We start from the raw sequence: 21,387 nt of genomic DNA, 5'->3' as shown, positions 1-21,387 counted from the left end.
GAAAAAACAAATTATCTCAACTGTGGGTTGATTTATTTACTAATTCTACATATCTTAAGCACTTAATTCTGTGCTGATATATTGATACATTTAATCCTTCTTTTTCTGGAATATTTAATTTTTATTTAGTTTGATACGGACGTCAACTATTTCATTTTTTGGGTTTAATCATCATTAAAAACCTTACATTGGGGAATAATGAGGAGAGATGACGTGGTTCCTAAATTTTTCCTTGGAATTTTTATTTTTGTCGCTCTGGGATCGGCCACGATACAACAAAAACTAATTGAAGCCAGAGCAGCCGAGCGGACGCAAAAATTTGAGCAAGCCATTCAACTTTACAAAGGTGTTTTGCGGGCGGATTTCACTTCCAAAGAGGCCTGGCAGGGTTTATTCCGGACGGAAGCAGCCCGGGAAGTACAGGCCCTGAAATTTCCGCGACGCAGCGCTGCCTGGAACCATGCGGCCGGGAAAATCTATTTAGGCTATTTTCAATACCCCACGGCCATTCACTTTTTAAATAGAGCCTTCCAGGAAGAAAATTCACAAAATCATTTATTTGATTTAGCTGCCGCCTATTTGAAGGCCGGTTTTAATGATCGTTGTGTGACCATTTTAAACCAGGAAGCGCAAAAACATGCCACCGATTTCCCTTATTTAAAAACGATAGCTCATTTCTTTTATCAGAACCGCTTTTACCCGCAAGCGGCCAGAATTCTGGAAAAACTTAGTAAGCAGGGCCTGGTAAACGACACGCTTAGTGTACGCCTTGCACGCTGCTATGAAAATGAGGGACAATTAAAAAAGGCAGAAGAAACCTTCAAAAAGGCTCTCAAAAAAAATAAATCCGATTTTTTGTACACCGCGTTAACTCGTTTTTACATCAGAACCAATCAATTGGAGTCGGCCGAAAAGATCGCCAAAAAGTCAGGTGAGGAGTTTAATCTCATTGAAGTCTATCTTAAATTTAAAGGCCGACCGGCGGTCATTCAGTATTTCAATCAGAAATTAAAAAAAGAACCGCACACCTTGCCCTATTACATCTGGATTGCCGAATTGTACACCTTAGAAAAACAATATGAACAGGCCGAAAAAAGTTTAAAAGAGGGGCTACTGCGTTTTCCAACCAATGAACAAATGTGGGAATCTCTGGTCAAGGTGTACACCAACCTCGAAGATTACGACAAGGCCATCAAAATTCTGGACAAACGCCTGCCAAAAAATAAGCAAAATCTTAAAACAAAACTGAAATTACTGTTACTAAAAAAGGAGACCGGCAAAGCGCAGAAAATCATCGATCAGTTAAAAAAGCAAAAAGCTTTAACAGACCTGGAATTAGCACGCTTCTACGAAAAACAGTTCCCACAGAAAGCCGAAACGCTCTATCAGCAAATCTTAAAGCGCGAACCCCAGAACATTGGAGCGCTAAATCAATATTTCTCATTCTTAAAATCTGAAAGAAAATATGATCAGGCCATTCACCTGATTTTAACCCATGTTGAACAAAACCTTTCCTGGCTGAAACAAAATGGCGCTTCCATCCTTCGCTTTTTGAGTTTAAACGGCTATGGCGATAAAGCAACCGAATTAGCGCACAAACTCATTTTACACGACGATAACTGGAAACATATTCTGTCTCCTGCTATTTACGAACCCTATTTGACGACCTTACGCTGGACTGGCGCTAATCGGGAATATTTCATCTTTTTAGAAATACTACTCGAATTTGATCCCGATAACCATGCCCTGTACAATGAAATAGCCCAGCTGTACGAACAAAATGAAAACTGGAAAGAAGCGCTGTATTATTACAAAAAATTGTTGCAAGAAACGCCCCACGATCCTTTTTTACGTTACAAAGTGGCTACCATGTACTCTAAAATGGATGAAAAACAAAAAGGGCTGAATGTGCTGCGCGACCAGTCCTTGTCCCTGAAACCTCGGCCCATCGATTTGTACTATTTAGCCCGCTACTACTACGATCTGAGCTATTTTGAGCAGGCCTTGACCATTGTTAACCAGATTGTCGGTAAAAAGGTAACGCCGGATGCCGGCTTCTCCGATCCTTACGCTTTTGAACTAAAAAGCAAAATTCTGGAAGCCTCTGGAAAAGTAACCGATGCTTTTAACACCCTGGAACGCTACGCTCGCGATTTCCCGTATGAACTTCAGGCGCACCAATTGCTGGCCGAGTACCTGTACCGGCACGGCGATTTCAAACGTGCTGAAATTGAGTACAAAAAAATCTTTCGCCTGCACCCCCAAAATTTGACCATTCTTCGCCGGATCGCTTTGAGCATGGTGTACCAGAACAAGGTTAAAGAAGCTCACGCCTTTCTGGAAGAACAGATCAAAGGATCTCCCTTTATTAAAAAAGAAGACATCGACTACTACAAGGGCTACATTGCGCACATTATGAACGACTACCAAACAGCCCTGAAAAATTATCAGACCGCCTTGCAAAAGAGTCCAGGGAATGCCCATATTTTACTGCTTCAGGGTCTGCTCTTTGAAGAGATGGATGATTTAAATGCTGCGCTTAGCACTTACAAACGTGCCATGGCTAAAGATTCGGCTTTTGCGCGCTACGACAAACTTGGCGATATTTATCTGCGTTTGCACGATTACAAAAAAGCCCTCAACTATTATGCACTCTACCGGAACATCCGCCCCGCTGACCTTTCGGTCTTTACTTCAATCGCCGAATGCTACCGGGGACTTGGCCAGGATGATGAAATTTACACCCTGATCGGGATGTTGCAGAGTTTTCCCGAATCTTCCATGCGCTCATACCAGGAGGCTCGTCTGTACGAAATGTTAGAGAATTACGTTGTAGCCGAAAGAAATTATCTGAAATCCATTTTGCTACAATCGGGTGTTACACCGGCTCTCCGCGCACTGGCCCAGTTGTACTTTAAGATGGGCAATTTTTTGGAGGCCGAAGTGTGGACCAGAAAATATTACGAAGCCGCGCCCCAAAGTCCCTACAACATGGACCTGATGGGTACTTATTACCTGGAATCTCAGGACTTTATTTCCGCTGAATATTGGTTCAAAAAGATCGTTCAGGAAATTCCCTGGTACTATTTTGCCAAAAATAACCTGGGATTGGTGTATTTGAGGACGGGTAAATTCAAAGAGGCTCAAAAGCTGTTTCAGGAATTGGTCAAAAATCATCCCGAACAATCTGTTTTTCAGCGCAATCTGGCTCAGGTGGAACTGCGCTTAAATAATCTGAAAACCGCAGAAAAAATTTACCTGGATTTAATTGACAAACATCCCCATATTCTGGCCAATCATATCGATTACGTACGCTTTTTGCTCTTTTTTAAACATGACCCTAAAAAAGCCCGATTGGCCTTAAACAAAGCCTTACAAATGGCGCCACACAATAAAGATTTAAATGCGCTCGATTTTTTGCTACAGGCCTACGAAAACAAGACCAAACAAGCCATCAGTGGACTACTGGATCTGCAAACCTATTACAATGACAACAACCGCTACAAACAGGGCACCCTGGCGCTTTACCTCTCTCTGGCTTATGAAAAAAATAAGGACAAAAAGACCAGAAATGAATACCTGGCCATTGCCCAAAAAATGTACCCCAATGACTTCTGGATCAACGAAATTCATCAGAAAAAAGACATTCCGTTAAAAGTGGTGGCTATCAGTGAAAAACCAGAGGTCATCGCCGCCCAACAAAAACAGGGTTTAATGGATACCTTTCAGAAATATGAAGACCGTTTTACCAGTCTGGAATTAGGCGACCGCTATAAGCTTTCGGAAGTTTTCACCGAAAAGGTTAAAGAAAAGATTGACAAACAATCGGAATTTGACGTAAGCCTTACTCCAGAACATTTGCAGAGTTCCAGCCACTTAAAATTGGTCCAGGCACCCAAAATTGTCATCACCGATCCCAAAGACGGACACCACACACGCGCCTCTTCGATCAGTATTGAAGGATTTATTACGCAAAACAAACGCCCGCTTGCCATCGATTTAAACGGAAAAGAGATTAAAAACATCGGCAAAAACGTAATCATTAAAAAAATGCCCGATCCGCAACGTTATCCCGGCGCCATCCCATTTCGCGTAGATGAGTTCCCCCTGGTACCAGGCGCCAATTTTTTAACAGTTCACGCTAAGTTTAAAGACGGTTACGAAACCAGCTCAACCATTCGCGTGGGCAGAATCGCCAAATTGCTCTATGCCTTTGAAACGATTCCCAAGAAGGCAAAAGGCGTTAATCGCTGGGCTCTCATAGTTTCCAATGAAGATTATGAGGACCCGGCCATCCAGGATTTACAAAACGCGCAGCACGATGTAAAAGCCTTTAAACATTTTTTAACGGACGTCAATGGCCTGGACATCCCGGAAAGCAACATCTTAGTCCTTTCTCTTTCCACAGGCATCCAGCCCACCCGGGCAGCCGTACTTGATGGAATCAAAACCATTGCCCGTTACGTGGAACCCCAGGATGAAGTGTTAATTTTCTATTTAGGAAGCATTGTTTCCAACGGAAATAAGACCACCCAGCCCCAGGACATCTCCCTGTTGGTTCAGGATTCACAGATTGAAAACCTTTACAGTACGAGTATTAATCTTGAGTATTTACACCTCATGTTAAAATCCGTTCCAGCTTCCAAAGTGAGTTGCTTCCTGGAAGCCAATCTGTTTTTAAATAACTCAGGACATCTGAAATTTTCCAGAACCCTGCAACCCACCGCGCTTGGTTTTAAAGATAATGGTAAATTGCCTTACATCAATTTTCTGATCATGGGTAACGGCCTGGACAACGGTTCCAAAAAACCAGGCCAGCCCAGCCGGTTTACCAGCAATTTAATTAAGGCTTTAAAAGGTGCAGCCGATAGTAACAAAGACCAAAAAATTACATTTGAGGAAATATTTCGCTATTTGAAAGCCAGAACGCGCAGTAATGAAATCGTTTTAGGAAATTTTAAAAGCCAGCTGACTCTATTCGGCTTAGAAATTCATTAAAAATTGGAGGCCTGTCTTATGGAAAAAGGCAGAACAGAATCTTCTGGTACCGATAAGCGGCAAAGCGCCCTGCGATCGCTTTCCTTAACACAAAGTCTGCTTTTAGGTGCAGGCATCACTGTGGTAGTCCTGATCGGGGTCTATTATTTGGGCCAGATCAAAGGTTTCGAGAACATCCGCGCCCTCTTTTTGGAACGCGGTTTTATCCAATATCTGATCACCTTTTTGGGCGCCTGGTCTTTTGCCATCTCCTTTTTAAAACAACGCGAACTGAACTGGGAAAAAAACAAAGCCGCCGAAACCAAAAAGCACTTCCGATGGAACATCAAAGACGATGTTAACGAAACACTGAAGGAAATCGTTAAACATGTGCCAGGGGTTGAAAAAACCCGGCTGTATCAGCGTATCCAGCGCGCATTTAGCGCTTTTCAAAGCGGCATGGAAAGCAACGATTTACGAGATGCCCTGCTCGAACAGAGCGACCGTGATTCGGAAAACGTAGAACTCAGTTACACCATTTTACGTGTTTTGGTGGCCGTTATTCCGCTATTGGGTTTTACCGGCACTGTGTTAGGCATCAGTAACGCTGTGGGTAATTTCTCTTCGGTAATTGAATCGGCCAAAGAATTGGAACAGGTTACCCGACATTTGGGTGGCGTTACCACCGGGTTGGCCGTTGCTTTTGACACCACCCTCTTAAGTTTGCTCATCACCGTCCCCTTAATGATGTACACCTCGGCTTTGAAAAAACGTGAGGATGAACTGCTTCTGGAAATCGATGAATTCTGTGAATACGAGATTCTGGATCCCATTTTTCAGGAAAAAAGCAAAGAGAAACATCTGGCAGAAATCATCGAACAACTGGACCCAAAAGTGCTGGATGATCATCTGTCCGCGCTTTCAAATACCGTTCAGGTGCTCGGTCAGCTCAACGAAAATCTGCAAAAACATCAAACCCTGTTTGCCAATTCCCTGCAAAAATACAGCGAGGTCAGCAACGCTTTGCTGCAGGTATCCAAAAACCAGGAATTCTGGGCCGATCAAATTTTATCCTTAGAAAAAGCTAACAGTCACCTGGAAGCTATCTTTAAATCACTACAAATGATTCCGGAAGGCATAAAGTCCGTTCTGATTAAAACCCAGGAGAACTACTACCAGAATTTGCTGCAGGAAATGGACAAAATCATTCAGACCTTTGAAAGCAAAGACAGTAAAACCAGCGAAAAACTAAACGCGTATTTGACGTTTGAAGAAGAGATCAAAAAAACGCTCCAGCAGACACTGGAAAGCATTCACAAGCGATTGAGCGAATTGAATCCGATTCTGGAAAACTTGAATAAACCCGTAACAATTACCTTATCGCATCAAACACCGGCTGCTAAATAATTCAGGGCACGACCCATGGCCAGAAAGAAATCAGAAGGATTTTTACCAACCCTTTTTCCTTTTTTAAGTATTTTGACTTGCACGGCAGGCGTGCTGTCTTTTATTATCATCTCGATCAGTGTTGTGTCTTTGCTGGCGCCCAGTATTATGGTAAAATCCAGAGACACCAATGTGGTGCATCCTAAAAAACCGGCTTATGTAGAATGTCATCCGCAATATCTGGTTCTGGTAAATCAGGAGCTTCAGGTTCCTTACGCCGAAATTGATGGCCCGCGGTCAGCGTATCGGACATTTCTGGAGCAAATAAAACAAAAGGCAGACAGCAGCTACATTGTGTTTGCCATTTACCCGGAAGGAGAACGCACCTTTCGCCGGGCTTATCGCTTAATTGCCCAGCTTAATCAACAACTGGCCGCGAAAGGTTCTAAAATTGACGTGGGCTACGAGCCCTTTAACAAATCCTGGCATTTACAGCCCCAGAAGGATTAGGGATGAGACGCAAAGTAAAAAAATCGGGTCAGGCTTTCAGCTTTAATATCGATTCCTTAATGGACATTGTCACAAACATTGTGGGCATGCTGGTCATCATTGGCATTATCAGCAGTCTGTCCCTGCGCACCAAAGAATTTGTTTTCGAAACGCCCATGGTTTACGAAACACATAAGGCCAGCGTAATCTTTGAATGCCGCAACAACCAGATCTTTCCTGTTTCTTTGAAAGCCGAAAACTATTACTACCGGACGTACGCCGCTTTTCAGGAAGTATTTATTCCTAAACCAGAAGCCAGAGGCGAATCAATTAACCAGATACGCCAACCCGGTTCTCTGTTCTACCAGATCCTATCGAAAATCGATCCCAGCAAACAGTTCTTTTACTTCATTGTGCGCTCGGATAGCTACGAAATTTTCCGTGAAGCCCGAAAATTAGCCTGGGAAAAAGATATTGAAGTGGGCTGGACTCCCAAACCTAAAGACGAAATCATCCTGTTTTCTCCCTATGGTGAAAAGACAAAAGTTGTGGACTAATTCTATGATCAAATTAATGCCTATTCGACGTTGGTTTTTTATTCTGTGGATTCTGTTTGTACTTTGCCTTGGCTGCCGCAAACAGGAAAAGACCGCTTCGCCGGGTACCGTTCCGGCCAGGCCTCTTAAAGAGATCGCTCATCAAAAAGGGGTTGTGGATATTGTGCCCTTGCCCGGTCATCGTCTGGCTTCCATTGGGCGGGATCGCTTACTCATCGTCTGGCACACAGATTCCGCTCAGGCTCTGGCTTTTAAAGAATTGGAGGCCTTGCCCCGACGCTTAGCCTGGATTCCCGGGCACAAAACATTCAGTGTCTTTTTACAAAACGGTCTGGTAAAACAATTTAATGGACAAGACCTGGCCCTTAAAAAGGAGGCTTCCCTGCCTCTAAAAAACGTTTCTCAGCTGTCTCTTTTCCTACCGGATCAAGCCCTGTACTTAAAGGCTGGAAGCAGCCTTTTCTTTTTTGATCCGCTCCGGTTCCTTGCCAGAAAGCTGCCTATTAAACTCAACCGCGCCGATGGTTTTGCCGTGAACGAACGACAACCGTTGTTGGCGGTTTTTACCAGAAATGCCGCGCAATTATTAGATTCGAGAAATGGAAATAAACTGGCTACGGTGCGCTTGCCAGAAGCGGAACCCGGGTCTACGGAACAAAGATTCATTCGATTCCTGAACAGTGAGCGCTGCCTGGCCGCGTTAGGGGAAAACCTCTGGCTTATTGACTGGAAGAATCGAAAAGCCCGTTTGTTACCCAAAAGCCATCTCGCCCCAATTACAGCCTTAAACGTTTCACCAACCATGGAAATGGCCTTCAGCGGGTCTATGGACAAATCCATTAAGGTCTGGGATCTAAAACGCCTGGAGCTGAAGGCATCGTTGTATGGCCACTTTTTTAATATTACACAATTAGCCATCATCGATTCTCTGAAACAGCTGGTCTCGGCCTCGGACGATGGCACCATTTTGTTGTTCGACCTGACCGATTTTCAGATTTTAAAACGCCTGGGAAGCATGGAAGTAGCCCTGCGTTCACCGTGGGAGTTACGTATTCGCTCCGTACGAACGGCCCGTTCTTTTAAAGTTGGCGAAAACGAATACAATGTTTCTGAACCTGGCACCAGACTATTGAAAGTTAGTGCGGAAATCAAAAATCGTTCTGAAACAGACGCCATGTTTTTTTCCTCCAATTTCTTTGTAATAGACTCCAGTGGCGCGCACTCTCCGATGGTTGGTCTGGAAAATTATGTGGCTCTCGATCCTGAGGCCTATTTTAAAAAGAAAATTTCACCAGGAGGTTCAATAAAAGGCGTTTTCGTTTTCATTATTAATCGGCCTTACAAAAAGTACCGGATCACTTACGAAACCTTACCGCCCGTTGCTCTGGAAAAATTTTAAGGTAAAAACGTTTTCATCATGGCAACCTTGACCTGATTTTTCCGTAAAGCTAATTGTAGAAAATGTAAGTGCAACAAGGAAGAATGGAATGCGGACTTTTTACCTGCTTCTTATCGGTTTTTTAATACCCTGTTTATCTCTGGCCGATAATACTTACTCCAGAAAGACCTGCCAGGCTTATCGCCTGCATTCTGATCCGCCCAAAATTGATGGCCGGGCAAACGATCCTTGCTGGTTACAGGTGCCATTTCAAAATTCTTTTGTGCAGATCAATCCCGAAGAAAACGTGCCCCCCTCTCAGGAAACGCACTTTAAAGTGCTTTACGATGCCCACAACATCTATTTTTGCATTGTTGCCTATGATCGTGAACCGCACAAAATTGAATCGCGGGTAACACGGCGTGATGATGTAAACAATTCCGATTTTGTGGCCATTGGCCTGGACACCTATTTTGACCGGCGCACTGCTTTTGTCTTTGGCACCAATCCAGCCGGTGTAAAATTTGACCTGCTCATGTCAGAAGACGGCGATCGTCAGGACGAAAGCTGGGATCCGGTCTGGGAGGTCAAATCGTCCATCACCGATTCAGGCTGGATTGCCGAAATGCGCATTCCATTTAGTCAACTGCGTTTTGCCAAAAATAAAAAACACACCTGGGGTTTCCAGGTTTTACGCAGTATTTACCGCGATCAGGAAGAAGACATGTGGCAGTACATTCCCAAAAACGCCGCAGGTCTGGTATCCTATTTTGGAAACTTAACCGGCATCGAAAATATTCGCCCCCCCAAAAGAATTGAATTTTTACCTTACTCGGTGAGCAAATTACACACTTTTTCAGCCCAGGAAGGAAATCCCTTTACCAGTGGCAGAGACGTAACCTTTGACTTTGGGCTTGATGGGAAGATCGGTTTGACCGGGGATTTGACCGTGGATTACACCATAAACCCCGATTTCGGGCAGGTAGAAGCAGACCCATCGGATGTAAATCTTACCGCTTTTGAAACCTTTTTTGAAGAAAAGCGCCCCTTTTTTATTGAAGGGAAAAATATCTTTGAATTTCCCCTGGCCATAGGAGACGGAGATATGTCCAGGGAAAAGATCTTTTATTCCCGCCGCATTGGCCGCAGTCCGCACTACTACCCCGATGAAGAAGATGGCTTTAGCTACGATTACATCGATATGCCGGAACAAACGCGCATTTTAGGCGCTGCCAAATTAAGTGGCAAAACCAAAACGGGTTGGTCGGTCGGTTTGCTGGATGCCGTAACCAGCCCTGCCAGGGCTACCATCGACCAGCAGGGCAAAAAACAGCAGGTTACCGTAGAACCTTTAACCAACTTCATGGTCAGCCGCTTACAAAAAGATTTTTCGCGGGGTAATACATCGTTAGGCGGTATCTTTACAGCTACCAATCGAAAGATTGAAGATGAACACCTCAATTTCCTGAACAAATCGGCTTACACCGGTGGTCTTGATTTCCGGCATCAATGGGCCGATAAAACCTATTTTTTGAGCTTTAAACTCTTTGGCTCACATTTGATTGGCGATCCGGAGGCTATTGAATTGGTACAAACATCTTCTGCCCACTATTTCCAGCGGCCCGATGCCAAACACGTTTCACTGGACACAACGCGCCGCAGCCTGTCCGGCCATGGAGGTACATTTAATATTGGCCGCTTTGGCAATGGAAATTGGCGCTTTGCAACCGGCGTGCTCTGGCGCTCACCGGGGTTGGAGCTCAATGATCTGGGCTATTTACGCCAGGCAGATCGAATTATGAATTATGTGTGGATTGGTTACAGGATCAACAATCCAGTGGGCATTTTGCGCCGCGCAAATATTAATTTCAATGCATGGCAGGGCTGGAATTTTGCCGGTGAACGTTTGTTCCAGGGCGGCAATATCAATGGCGGTGTGCAGTTTACCAACCTGTGGGGCGTTCATCTGGGAATCAACCGCGAGCAGAGCGGCTATTCTCCTTACTTATTGCGTGGCGGCCCCATGGCCCGCTACACCGGTGGCTGGAATTTCTGGATCAATGCCTATTCCAACCGCTCCAAAGATTTTAATGCCGACCTTTTTATCCGGCTCTTTGAAAATGATGATCGGGTCTCCAAAAACCGCAACCTGAAACTGGGCCTTTCGCAAAAAATAAGTAATCAAATCAATATTGAATTAGATCCATTTTACTATTACAATAAAGACAATCTGCAATATGTCTCCACCGAGACGTTCAGCAACGCAGATCGCTATATCTTTGCCCGTCTCACGCAAAATACGCTGGGCCTGGTATTTCGCTTAAATTACAGCCCCACCCCCAACTTATCGCTACAATACTATGGCCAACCCTTCATCTCTGCAGGTAAGTACACGCATTTCAAGCAAATCACCAATCCCAGGGCCGATGGCGACCGCCGTTTTGAGGAATTCAACGCCCAACAAATGCACTATTCTGTTGAAGATGAAGCCTATGAGTTTGATGAAAATGGGGATGGTTTAACCGATTACAGCATTGCCAACCCGGACTTTAACTTCAAAGAATTCCGCTCAAATCTGGTAATTCGATGGGAATATCAACCAGGCTCAACTCTCTTTCTGGTCTGGACTCAGAATCGTAATGATTTTGTAAATTCAGGCTTATTCCGAATGGGACCAGATATTCAAAAATTATTTGACACGAAGCCGGACAATATTTTTCTGATTAAATTGAATTACTGGCTATCTCTTTAAATAGCCTCCACTCCCTTGCCCGTTTTCCGGCAAAGCGGGGCGAGGGGGAAATTCTGTCTGGCAGTGTAGGCCTCGAGCTAAATCTTGAGTTACGTTAACGCGGGGATTCGAAATGACAGTTGGCACAGGGCCCACTAATTTTCATTTCTACCGATGTGCGGAACGAAAGCGACGCGTAGAGCGGAGAAATCTTTCATTGCCCTTACCGAAGTCTCGAGCTGAAACTCGAGTTACGTTGCGCTGACCAAGGACATTTGCGTTGTGTGGAAGTGTAGGGGATTTCGATACAGCCAGTACCGGGTTAGAAGGCATGCCCGGTGAAGAAAGGAATACTATTTTGAAGATGTTCGAAAAATCTACTTTTTTAATGAATGGGCAACAAAATAACAAATTAAATTTGACAAGAAGGGTAATTTTTTATTAATTTTTGCACGGAAGACATGAGGAAGAAAATTTAGGAAAAGATAAAAAGTTTATCCTCCCTCCTAAAAACAAAACCCTCAACATCATCCTTCGGCTCCACGCCAGTGGAGCCTTTTTGTTTTAAAAAAGTTTGACTTAATTCTTTTATTACTCTATTTTTTGACTATCATTAACGGAATGGGGTAATGATGAAAAGAGTCACTATTTGTCTGGTTTTGCTGCTCACAATGAGTTCCTCCATCCTGGCCAGCGTTGTCCATCGTATTATTATCGAAGGCGTCATCAATCCAGTAGCAACCGAATACATCACGCGCTCCATTGAGCGGGCTAAAGAAGGAGAAGCGCAGGCTCTCATTATTCAAATGGACACGCCTGGCGGCTTAATGGAATCCATGCACAAAATAGTCAAAGCCATTCAGGCTTCAGAGGTCCCGGTGGTTGTTTATGTGGCGCCCAGCGGTTCGCGGGCCGGATCGGCAGGGGTTTTTATCACCTATGCAGCTCACATTGCAGCTATGGCTCCTTCCACCAATATTGGTTCAGCCCATCCCGTGTTTGGTAGCAGCCCGACCGGTGCCCATCCCGATACTAGCACCACTAATACGTTAATGGAAAAAGTGGTCAACGATGCCGTGGCTAAAATCCGCAGCCTGGCCGAAAAACGCGGGCGTAATGCGGACTGGGCTGAAAAAGCCATTACCGAAAGCGCCAACATAACCGAAAAAGAAGCGCTCAAACTGCATGTAATTGATTACATCGCCCCCACTCTCGATTCTTTATTAACTCTGATCGACAACCATCAGGTGGAATTGGATATTGGCCTAAAAAAAACGCTGCACACCGCAGGAGCGGAGGTAATTACTTACGAAATGAGCTGGCGACAGCGGCTACTGGACATCATCAGTAATCCCAACGTAGCTTACATCCTCTTAATGTTGGGCATTTACGGAATTCTCTTCGAATTGTACAATCCGGGTACCATTTTGCCCGGAGTGGTGGGCGGCATCTGCCTTATTTTAGGCCTCTACGCCCTGCAAACCCTGCCCGTCAATTACGCCGGTTTTGCCCTGATCATCTTTGCCGTAATCCTCTTTTTACTCGAAATCAAAATACCCAGTTACGGCCTGCTGACCATTGGCGGCATCATCTCATTAGTCATGGGGAGCGTTATGTTATTTGAAAGTCCGTTACCGTTTTTACGCGTTTCCTGGCAGGTGATCACTTTTGTGGTTATCTTAAGCGTCTTATTCTTTGTCTTTGCCATTGGCATGGCTATTCGCACACATCGTAAAAAACCGACTACAGGTGACGTGGGCCTGATTGGCGAAGTAGGCGAAGTCTTTAAAGCGCTCAATCCGGAAGGGACCATTAAAATACATGGGGAATTCTGGAAAGCCGTTAGCGACCAACCCTGCAAAAAAGGACAAAAAGTGGAAGTAGTGGGAATTGATCGAAATACCTTGGTTTTAAAAGTAAAACCAGTAAAATAAACTCAAGGAGTTTTAAATGCCACAGTTTTTTATTACCTTAATTATCTTTTTGCTCTTAATTCTTTCCAGCGCCATCCGCATCTTAAAAGAGTATGAACGGGGCGTCATTTTTCGACTCGGGCGTCTGGTGGGCAGTAAAGGCCCGGGCATTATTTTTCTCATTCCTATTGTGGATCGCATGGTCAAAGTTAGTCTGCGTACCGTTGTAATGGATGTTCCTCCGCAAGATGTCATTACCAAAGATAATGTCTCCGTACAGGTCAATGCTGTATTGTACTTTCGCGTACTCAATCCCGAAAAAAGCGTGGTTGAAGTTGAAAATTATCTGTTTGCCACCTCGCAGCTAGCCCAAACCACCCTGCGCAGTGTGGTTGGTCAGGTTGAGCTAGATGAACTGTTAACCGAACGGGACAAAATCAATGCCCGCTTGCAGGAAATCATCGATCAGCACTCCGATCCCTGGGGCATTAAAGTTTCACTGGTGGAAGTCAAACACATCGATCTGCCAGAAGAGATGAAACGGGCCATGGCCAAACAGGCCGAAGCCGAACGGGAACGCCGGGCCAAAATCATCGCCGCCGAAGGTGAATTCCAGGCTGCCGATAAGCTGACCCAGGCTGCTAAAATCATTGATTCGACCCCCTCGGCGCTTCAATTGCGTTTTTTGCAAACCCTGATCGAAGTCAGTTCCGAGAAAAACTCAACCACCATCTTTCCGGTACCGATCGATCTGTTCAAACCCTTTATCGAAAAGGGTTTACTGGAATTGCTGGACAAATCGAAAAAGAGTGATGAAAGCTAACAGAGCGTGAACAATGTTCGATTTATTCTTTACACGGTTCAAGAATGGAGAGGAAAGTTGCATTCTGAATAGCAGACACGGCAACAATAGAAGAATGGTTGGCTCCATTTACATGTGTTAGTCTAAATCTTGTGCGTTTGTTGTAGTAAATGATCCTGCGGTTTCAGGCAAAAGAACGAGGCGCTCCGTCAATCAGAACATGGTTAACTGGGACAATTGGCGTTAAGGACAACAGAATGATGAATCATAAACTGTTTTCAACCATTTTCCTGTTATTAATTGTAATGACCGCCTGCAGTACGCAAAAACTGGTGATCAGGCAGATGGAGCCCATTCTGCTCAATACGGTGGACGCTTTTTATGAAGAGCAGAATTTAGAGATCGCCAGGCAGGCGCTGGCGGCCAATCTCAAATTAGCTGAGGGTCTGTTGAAAAGCGATCCACAAAACAAAAACCTTTTGCGCATTCTGGCCCAGGGCTATGCCGGCTATGCCCTGTCGTTTGTGGAAGACACCAACACGGTGCAGGCGCGCCAATTGTACCTTAGGGCCCGTGATTATGCGCTGCGCTTTCTCAAACTGCAGAATCCTGACATTTACAAACAACTGAATTCGGATCTGTCGAGCTGGCAAAAAGCTTTAGAAACAGCCGACAAAGAAGATGTGCCGGCTCTGTTCTGGACGGGCTTTACCTGGTCTTCTTACATCAATCTGGCCCTTGAGGACCCGGCGGCTATTATGGAATTGTCACGCGTAGAACCGCTCATGCAACGGGTTATGGAGCTGGATTCTACATATTTTTACGGAGCCGTCTTTCTCTTTTTTGGGAGTTTGTACGGACAAAAGCCGCCCATGCTGGGAGGCAATCCCCAAAAAGCAAAGTCCTTTTTTGAGCGAAACCTAAAACTCACAAAAGGGAAATTTTTATTAACCTATGTGTACGCGGCTCGCTTTTACGCAGCTAAAGTCCTCGATGAACAGCTATTTGACGCATATTTGGAAAAAGTGTTAAATTCGCCGGACGACATTTTGCCGCAGGCCAATCTGTTAAACCAGGTAGCCAGGCAGAAAGCCCGACGCTTGCTGTCCAGGAAGAGCGAACTATTTTAAATGGAGAACAGCTCATGTTTACATGGATTAAGACCATATTTTTACTTCTTTTCAGTTCCATTGTACTCCTTTCGGCCCAAACAGTAACCATTAAATTTGCCACCCTTGCTCCAGATGGCTCTTCGTGGATGAAAATCATGCGCCAGTTTTCGAAGGAGGTACAGGCCCAAACCAATGGCCAGGTACGGTTTAAGATTTACCCGGGCGGCATTCAAGGCGATGAAAAGGATGTGCTGCGTAAAATCCGAATCAATCAATTACAGGGCGCCGGATTTACGGGCGTGGGCATGGGCGAAATTCTGCCCGAAGTGCGCATTCTGGACACACCGTTCTTTTTTAAAGATTTTGATGAATTAGATTATGTCATTCAAAAGTTCGATCCTTATTTTTCAGAACATTTTAAACAAAAGGGATTTACGCTCATTGGCTGGGCCGAAGTGGGAAAAGTGTACATTTTTACATCCAAAAAAATCAGCGGTGTGGATGAATTTAAGCACATCAAAATGTGGATCTGGGAAGGCGATCCGGTGGCCGAAGCCACCTTTAAGGCTTTTGATCTTAATCCCATTCCGCTTTCCATTACCGATGTTTTAACCAGTTTGCAAACCGGCCTTATCGAAGGGGTTTACACCTCGCCCCTGGCCTGCCTGGTTTTGCAATGGTTTACCAGAGTAAAATATGTGGTCGATGTTCCCTTAACCATTTCCAATGGGGCGGTTTTGATTTCTAATCGCGCCTTCAAAAAAATCAGCCCTGAACATCAGGAACTGATCAAAAACCTGGGCTACAAGTACTTCCGGCGATTAACCCTGGTCAGCCGCCAGGATAATGCCCGTTCTTTAGAACAGATGATGCAAAACGGTATTGAGCTGTTGCATCTCTCTTCCCCGCAAAATTTAGAGCACTTTGAACAAATCGGGCGCAAGGCCCGACAGGCGCTGGTGGGCAAACTCTACGATAATGGATTATTGCAAGACGTTGAAACGACTTTGCAGGAATACCGTTCAAAGATCAACAGGGAATAGTTGAATCATTTACAGGAGAATCTTTTAATGGATCGTGAAAAATTAGTTGACTATTTAAATCGCTTTTTGAAGATTGATGAATTTGATGATCTGGGCCCAAACGGCCTGCAGGTGGAAGGTCAAAAGGAAATAACCAAAATTGTTAGCGGAGTAACAGCCTGTGTCGAACTCTTTGAAAAAGCGGTAGCCCACCATGCGCAGGCTGTTATTGTCCATCATGGCATCATCTGGAATTTTGAACGGCCTATCTATCGCGGTAGCTACAAAAAACGGATTAAACTGCTACTGGAAAATGATCTGAATCTGCTGGCCTATCACCTGCCTCTGGACGCGCACGAAATTGTGGGCAACAACATTCAAATCGCCAAACAGTTAGAACTTTTAGACATTGAACCCTTTGGCGATTACAAGGGCAGGGCCATTGGCTTTAGCGGTCAGATTGGACCCATTACCAGCAAACAGTTTTTTAATCGCGTTAAAACCTTAATCAATGAAAACGCGCTAATCTTTCCCTTTGGCCCACAAAAAATCAAATCGGTTGGCATTATTAGCGGCGGTGCGCAAAAAGAAGTTAAGCAGGCCGTGCTAAAAGGACTCGATGTTTACATTACCGGGGAAGTGAGCGAACACATCATGCATTTTGCCAAAGAAGAAGGTATTCACTTTATTGCCGCCGGGCACTACGCCACAGAACGCTATGGCATTATTGCCCTGAGCCGTCATTTAAGGAGCAAATTCAACCTGGAAGTGGAATTCATCGACATTCCGAATCCTGTTTAACCCAAATGTTTCTAAAATAGAGTAGAAAATTCTTCCTTCAATTTTTTAATAAAGGCAGCATCGGCCGGTGGAAATTGAAAAGCATTGATCTGGCCAATCGAAATCCAGCGAAAATCAGCGACCTGCAGCGCTTTTAATTCTTGAGTCGGCGAATGTAATTGACAAGCGTAAAAGGAAATTTCGATCTCCTTCTGCGGGTAAGCAAAGCGTTCCTTCCAGAGCAGCTCATTCACCTCGATTTCAGCTCCCAACTCTTCTTTGATTTCCCGTCTCAAAGCCTGTTCCGGGGTTTCATTGTGGTCAATCTTGCCTCCCGGGAATTCCCAGTAACCGGACAAATGGCTTTGCGGGAGACGTTGGGTAATTAATATCTGTTTCTGCTGGTTGACGATCACTGCGGCAACAACCTTAATCTGCGTTCTGTCTGTCAAAAGCCCCCCGCAATTTGGCTGACAATGAAATTCCCAAACACACCAGACTCCGCCTAAAGTTAGTCGCGGCCCATTTACTTTAACAACTCCGAAACCGAACGTTTTTGATTAATATTGTAAATCACCTCTGCAAACAACGGTGCGATGGACACCTCATCGTACCAGGGGGTGTTTTTTACAAAATCAGAGCCGTGAAAAACGGCATCTGTACCAATAACCCCCGAAATAACCCCCTCTTCATAGGCCCTACTCAATATTTCTACGGCATCGCCATTAAAAAAGGGCAGACTACAGGCCACATAGATATCCTTAGCGCCCTTTTCCTTTAAAAGTCTGGCTGCATTGATGATTGTCCCCCCGGTGCTGATCATATCATCCGGAATCAGGACGTTTTTTCCTTTAACCTCACCTACCAGACGCATGCTTTTGATTTTACTCTTCTGGGAATAATCGCGGGCCTTGTCCACAATAGCCAGGTCGGCATGCAACATTTTGGAATAGTAACGGGCTCGCTCAGCGCCGCCCACATCGGCTGCGGTAATGACCAGATTTTGTACCTGATACTTTTGCTTGAAATGTTTAATAATGAAGTTGGAAGCGTGTAAATTTTCCAATTTGGCTGTAGTGAAAAAGCCCATAATGGCTTCGGCATGCACATCGAGCGTGATGACGCGATTGGCGCCGGAGACCTCGATGAATTGAGCAATCTGCTTGGCCGTAATGCACTCGCGCGTTTTTTTGCGTTCCTGTCGAGAGTAAGGAAATTGAGGAATCACGGCTGTGATGGAATCGGCATCGGATTGAAAGGCGGCATTGATGGCTGTAAGAAGGGCCATCAGATTGTCATTAATTGTCTTGCCGCTCAGCGGATCGTCGATGCATTGAACGATGTAGTGGTCGTCGCCGCGAATATTTTCGTGTAAAACGGTTTTTATTTCGCCATTGGAAAAGGTAATCTCTTCGGATTTAATCAAGCGCAAGGGTAAGCTATGGATTTCATGCTGAATAATTTCATTTAAATGGTGAATAATACGCTGGGCAAAGGCCTGACCGGATGCGCAGGCCATAATGCTCATGGCGCCCCGTTCACCTTTGGTACGAACGATTGTGGTAGAATCCAATTTGATTCTCCTATTTTTAAGTGTACACTTCTTTAAATTCCTGAAAATGTTCTTTGATTTTACTGATCATTTGTTCGTGAATCAGTCCATTGCTGGCCAGAGTGTAGTGTTTGTACAAAAAATCGGGATTGCCCCAGAAGTCGGTTACCCTGCCCCCCGCTTCCTGAATGAGGATCCAGCCTGCGGCCTGGTCCCAGGGGCTTAGCCCCAATTCCCAGAAGCCGTCAAACCGTCCGGCAGCCACGTAGGCCAGATCAATGGCTGCGGCTCCCATCCGTCGCTGACCGATGCACTCTTTGAACAACCCTTCAAAGGCTTTCAGATATTGCGCTAAGAAATGTTTGGCTTTAAAGGGGAAACCGGTGGCAATAAAACTCTCTTCCAGCGAGGCTTTCTTACTGACCTGAATGGGATCATCATTTAAAAAGGCGCCCTTTCCCCGTTCGGCCCAGAACATTTCACGGTGAACCGGATCATAGATGACGCCGAGTTGGGGCGTCCCTTTGTGCAAAAGACCAATCGAAACGGCAAATATGGGAATGCCCTGTAGAAAGTTCGTTGTGCCGTCTAAGGGATCGATAATCCACAGGTAATCGTTCTGAGCAAGCGAAGCGCCTCTTTCTTCGGCTAAAAAAGCGTGCTCCGGATAAGTCCGGCGAATCACATTTAAAATGGTTTGTTCTGCCTGTTCATCCACAAAGGAGAGAAAATCATTTTTTAATTTGCGCCTGATTTGATGCGCGGGAATTTTACGAAAATGCTCCATCAAAATCTGACCAGCCTGAAGGGCAGCTTCTTTAGCAACCTGGATCATGGTCATCCCCGATTGAGCAATTCAATAATTTTTTGGTGCAATTTGCCGTTGGTCACCACCAGTCCCCTATTGGCTTCCAATCGTTTACCATGATTAAATTCCAGAGGTTTGCCGAACATATCGGTAACCCGGCCTCCGGCTTCCTGAACAATAATGGCGCCGGCGGCATGATCCCAGATTTTTTCACGGTAGCCCGGGCTGGCAGGATTGGGTAAACGTAAGTAAACCTCGGCCTGCCCGCTGGCCAGCACGGCATATTTCACCTGGCTGTCAAAACGAACCGATTGCGCTCTTTGGCCAAAATGGGCCATCAATTGGCTCTGCAAGGAATGATCGCTGTGAGCGGCCTCTACGCTTTCTAAAATTCGCACGATTTCATGAGGCTCATGACCAGACACATGGACCGGTCTGGAATGGCCTCCTGCCAGTGGACGCGTAAAACTCCCCTGACCTTTGACGGCCCACATCAGCGTGCCCTGCAGCTCCCCATTCTCTGCAAAAGGAAGGTTGGGACACCCCAAAACGCCCAATACTGGTTCGCCGTCTCTTAACAAAGCCAGAGCAATAGCGTATTGATCCTGTCTTAAAAAGCCTTTGGTACCGTCGATGGGATCCAGAGTCCAGAATAATCCATCTGGTTGACCGTTGCCCAGATCGATGCTGTCCATTATCTCGGCCAAAGTCCAGCCGGGTAAAAATTGTTGAATTTTATTGACGATTTCCCGATTGTCTTCCTGGCGCAAACTTTGCGCGTCTTCTTCACCAACGATTTCAATTTCCGGAAAATGATCTGTTAAGGTTTTACAAATAAATGCCTGTGAGGCAAAATCGGCTACAGTCACCGGACTGCGGTCTTTTTTGGTCAATGTGTCTTCAGCCACTAACTGAGCCTGCACAGCGCGACAAACCTGAGCCGCCTGTTCAACGGCCTGCAAAGCAACGTCTAAATATTTTTTCATATTCTGTTTCCTTATTTAATGGTGTAGCTTGTAGTTCTTTTCTCCGGCATTGACAGCCACCGGTATCTGATTGGAAAAAGGAGGTATTGCGCAACTGTAACGATCGCTGTAAGCGCAATACGGATTGTATGCGTAATTGAAATCGACGATGTACGTCCCCTTGTCATTCTTTTTTAGATCAAGGTAACGGCCACCGGCATAGGTCTCCTTGCCGGAAGTTTTATCCCAGAAACCCAGAAAGAGATGGTCCTCTCCCTCCGGTTCTTCCGGCAAAATCTTAATGACATCCAGCTTGATCGGAACGCCATGGTAAGCAAATTGAAAATAGCCAAAGCGCAGGGCCGGCCGTTCATCCCCTGGTTTAGACCCTTTGATCATCATTTTTTGAGGCGAAGGATAGGGATAAAGTGCCAGCTCAAAACGCCACGATGGATTGTAGTCAAAATAGTTCAAACCTTCGAAATGGAGTCGGTCTTCTACAGGCAAAGGCGACCATTCGGCGTTTTTGAACAGAGAATCCTTTTCACTAACGTATTTCTGCCAGTTTAACGCCCATTGCTCTTGCTGTTTGTTAGTCCTTGTCTTACAGGAAAAGTGCATCAACGCCGCCATGAACACGATCAATAAACTCAGTCTCGTTTGTCTCATCTTCTCTCCAGGTATTAAGAAGTCGGCTCAAATTTATTGAAGTCATCTTTGTTTTGCAAATCTGTGTGGCGGGGCCGGATGTTTAGAATACTTCCTTTAAAAGATCTAGTCCCGCCAAGGCGGGATGCGAAAATTTTTATGTTAAAGATCCTAACCCCCCGGCCCCCTTCCCTTTTTTAATAAAGGGAAGGGGGAGCGAATTGTGCCGCTTTGCTGAGTCTTCGCCTTACATGTCAACAAATTTTA

General features: G+C 45.2%; 16 protein-coding genes. 11 read left to right on the top strand and 5 right to left on the bottom strand.

All coding sequences use genetic code 11. The annotated features are described in order from the left end of the window. Positions 1-213 precede the first annotated feature (213 nt). The 11 genes from ACWB0I_RS08865 (at position 214) to ACWB0I_RS08815 (ending at position 17,168) form a co-directional block, all read left to right on the top strand. Positions 214-4,998 carry a tetratricopeptide repeat protein gene (locus ACWB0I_RS08865; RefSeq protein WP_479387699.1) on the top strand — a complete coding sequence of 1,595 codons (4,785 nt, stop codon included), beginning with the start codon at positions 214-216 and terminating at the stop codon, positions 4,996-4,998. A gap of 18 nt (positions 4,999-5,016) precedes the next feature. Continuing rightward, a complete protein-coding gene (locus ACWB0I_RS08860) occupies positions 5,017-6,384 on the top strand; it encodes a MotA/TolQ/ExbB proton channel family protein (protein WP_479387698.1) in 1,368 nt (455 codons plus the stop codon). A gap of 15 nt (positions 6,385-6,399) precedes the next feature. After that, positions 6,400-6,873 carry a hypothetical protein gene (locus ACWB0I_RS08855; RefSeq protein WP_479387697.1) on the top strand — a complete coding sequence of 158 codons (474 nt, stop codon included), beginning with the start codon at positions 6,400-6,402 and terminating at the stop codon, positions 6,871-6,873. Positions 6,874-6,875: 2 nt separating this feature from the next. Further along, positions 6,876-7,409, top strand: coding sequence for a hypothetical protein (locus tag ACWB0I_RS08850; RefSeq protein WP_479387696.1), 534 nt, complete (start codon positions 6,876-6,878; stop codon positions 7,407-7,409). 4 nt (positions 7,410-7,413) lie between these two features. Beyond that, entirely contained in the window at positions 7,414-8,808 is a 1,395-nt protein-coding gene (locus ACWB0I_RS08845) for a DUF4352 domain-containing protein (RefSeq protein ID WP_479387695.1), read from the top strand. Between the two features lie 88 nt (positions 8,809-8,896). Continuing rightward, positions 8,897-11,539, top strand: a complete 2,643-nt coding sequence (locus ACWB0I_RS08840; protein WP_479387694.1) for a DUF5916 domain-containing protein — start codon at positions 8,897-8,899, stop codon at positions 11,537-11,539. Positions 11,540-12,147: 608 nt separating this feature from the next. Next, a complete protein-coding gene (locus ACWB0I_RS08835; RefSeq protein ID WP_479387693.1) occupies positions 12,148-13,452 on the top strand; it encodes an NfeD family protein in 1,305 nt (434 codons plus the stop codon). Positions 13,453-13,468: 16 nt separating this feature from the next. Next, positions 13,469-14,254 carry a slipin family protein gene (locus ACWB0I_RS08830; RefSeq protein ID WP_479387692.1) on the top strand — a complete coding sequence of 262 codons (786 nt, stop codon included), beginning with the start codon at positions 13,469-13,471 and terminating at the stop codon, positions 14,252-14,254. A 236-nt stretch (positions 14,255-14,490) separates the two neighbouring features. Further along, complete coding sequence (locus ACWB0I_RS08825) at positions 14,491-15,363, top strand: TRAP transporter TatT component family protein (RefSeq protein ID WP_479387691.1); 873 nt, start codon at positions 14,491-14,493, stop codon at positions 15,361-15,363. A gap of 14 nt (positions 15,364-15,377) precedes the next feature. Beyond that, positions 15,378-16,388, top strand: coding sequence for a TRAP transporter substrate-binding protein (locus ACWB0I_RS08820; protein ID WP_479387690.1), 1,011 nt, complete (start codon positions 15,378-15,380; stop codon positions 16,386-16,388). Between the two features lie 27 nt (positions 16,389-16,415). Beyond that, positions 16,416-17,168, top strand: a complete 753-nt coding sequence (locus tag ACWB0I_RS08815; RefSeq protein WP_479387689.1) for a Nif3-like dinuclear metal center hexameric protein — start codon at positions 16,416-16,418, stop codon at positions 17,166-17,168. Between the two features lie 11 nt (positions 17,169-17,179). Here ACWB0I_RS08815 and mutT read toward each other — a convergent pair whose 3' ends face one another. The 5 genes from mutT to ACWB0I_RS08790 form a co-directional block, all read right to left on the bottom strand. Beyond that, positions 17,180-17,599, bottom strand: a complete 420-nt coding sequence (gene mutT, locus ACWB0I_RS08810) for an 8-oxo-dGTP diphosphatase MutT (RefSeq protein WP_479387688.1) — start codon at positions 17,597-17,599, stop codon at positions 17,180-17,182. A gap of 74 nt (positions 17,600-17,673) precedes the next feature. After that, entirely contained in the window at positions 17,674-18,720 is a 1,047-nt protein-coding gene (locus tag ACWB0I_RS08805) for a ribose-phosphate diphosphokinase (RefSeq protein ID WP_479387687.1), read from the bottom strand. Positions 18,721-18,736: 16 nt separating this feature from the next. After that, positions 18,737-19,534 carry an inositol monophosphatase family protein gene (locus ACWB0I_RS08800; protein WP_479387686.1) on the bottom strand — a complete coding sequence of 266 codons (798 nt, stop codon included), beginning with the start codon at positions 19,532-19,534 and terminating at the stop codon, positions 18,737-18,739. A gap of 2 nt (positions 19,535-19,536) precedes the next feature. Beyond that, positions 19,537-20,493, bottom strand: coding sequence for a 3'(2'),5'-bisphosphate nucleotidase (locus ACWB0I_RS08795; RefSeq protein ID WP_479387685.1), 957 nt, complete (start codon positions 20,491-20,493; stop codon positions 19,537-19,539). Positions 20,494-20,508: 15 nt separating this feature from the next. Then, on the bottom strand, positions 20,509-21,141 hold the full coding sequence (locus ACWB0I_RS08790) for a DUF1684 domain-containing protein (protein ID WP_479387684.1): 633 nt from the start codon (positions 21,139-21,141) through the stop codon (positions 20,509-20,511). Between the last annotated feature and the right edge of the window lie 246 nt (positions 21,142-21,387).

This window comes from Caldithrix sp. (genome assembly GCF_056497305.1).
The sequence above is the reverse complement of the archived record's forward strand: the minus strand, read 5'-3'. Positions and strand labels throughout refer to the sequence as shown.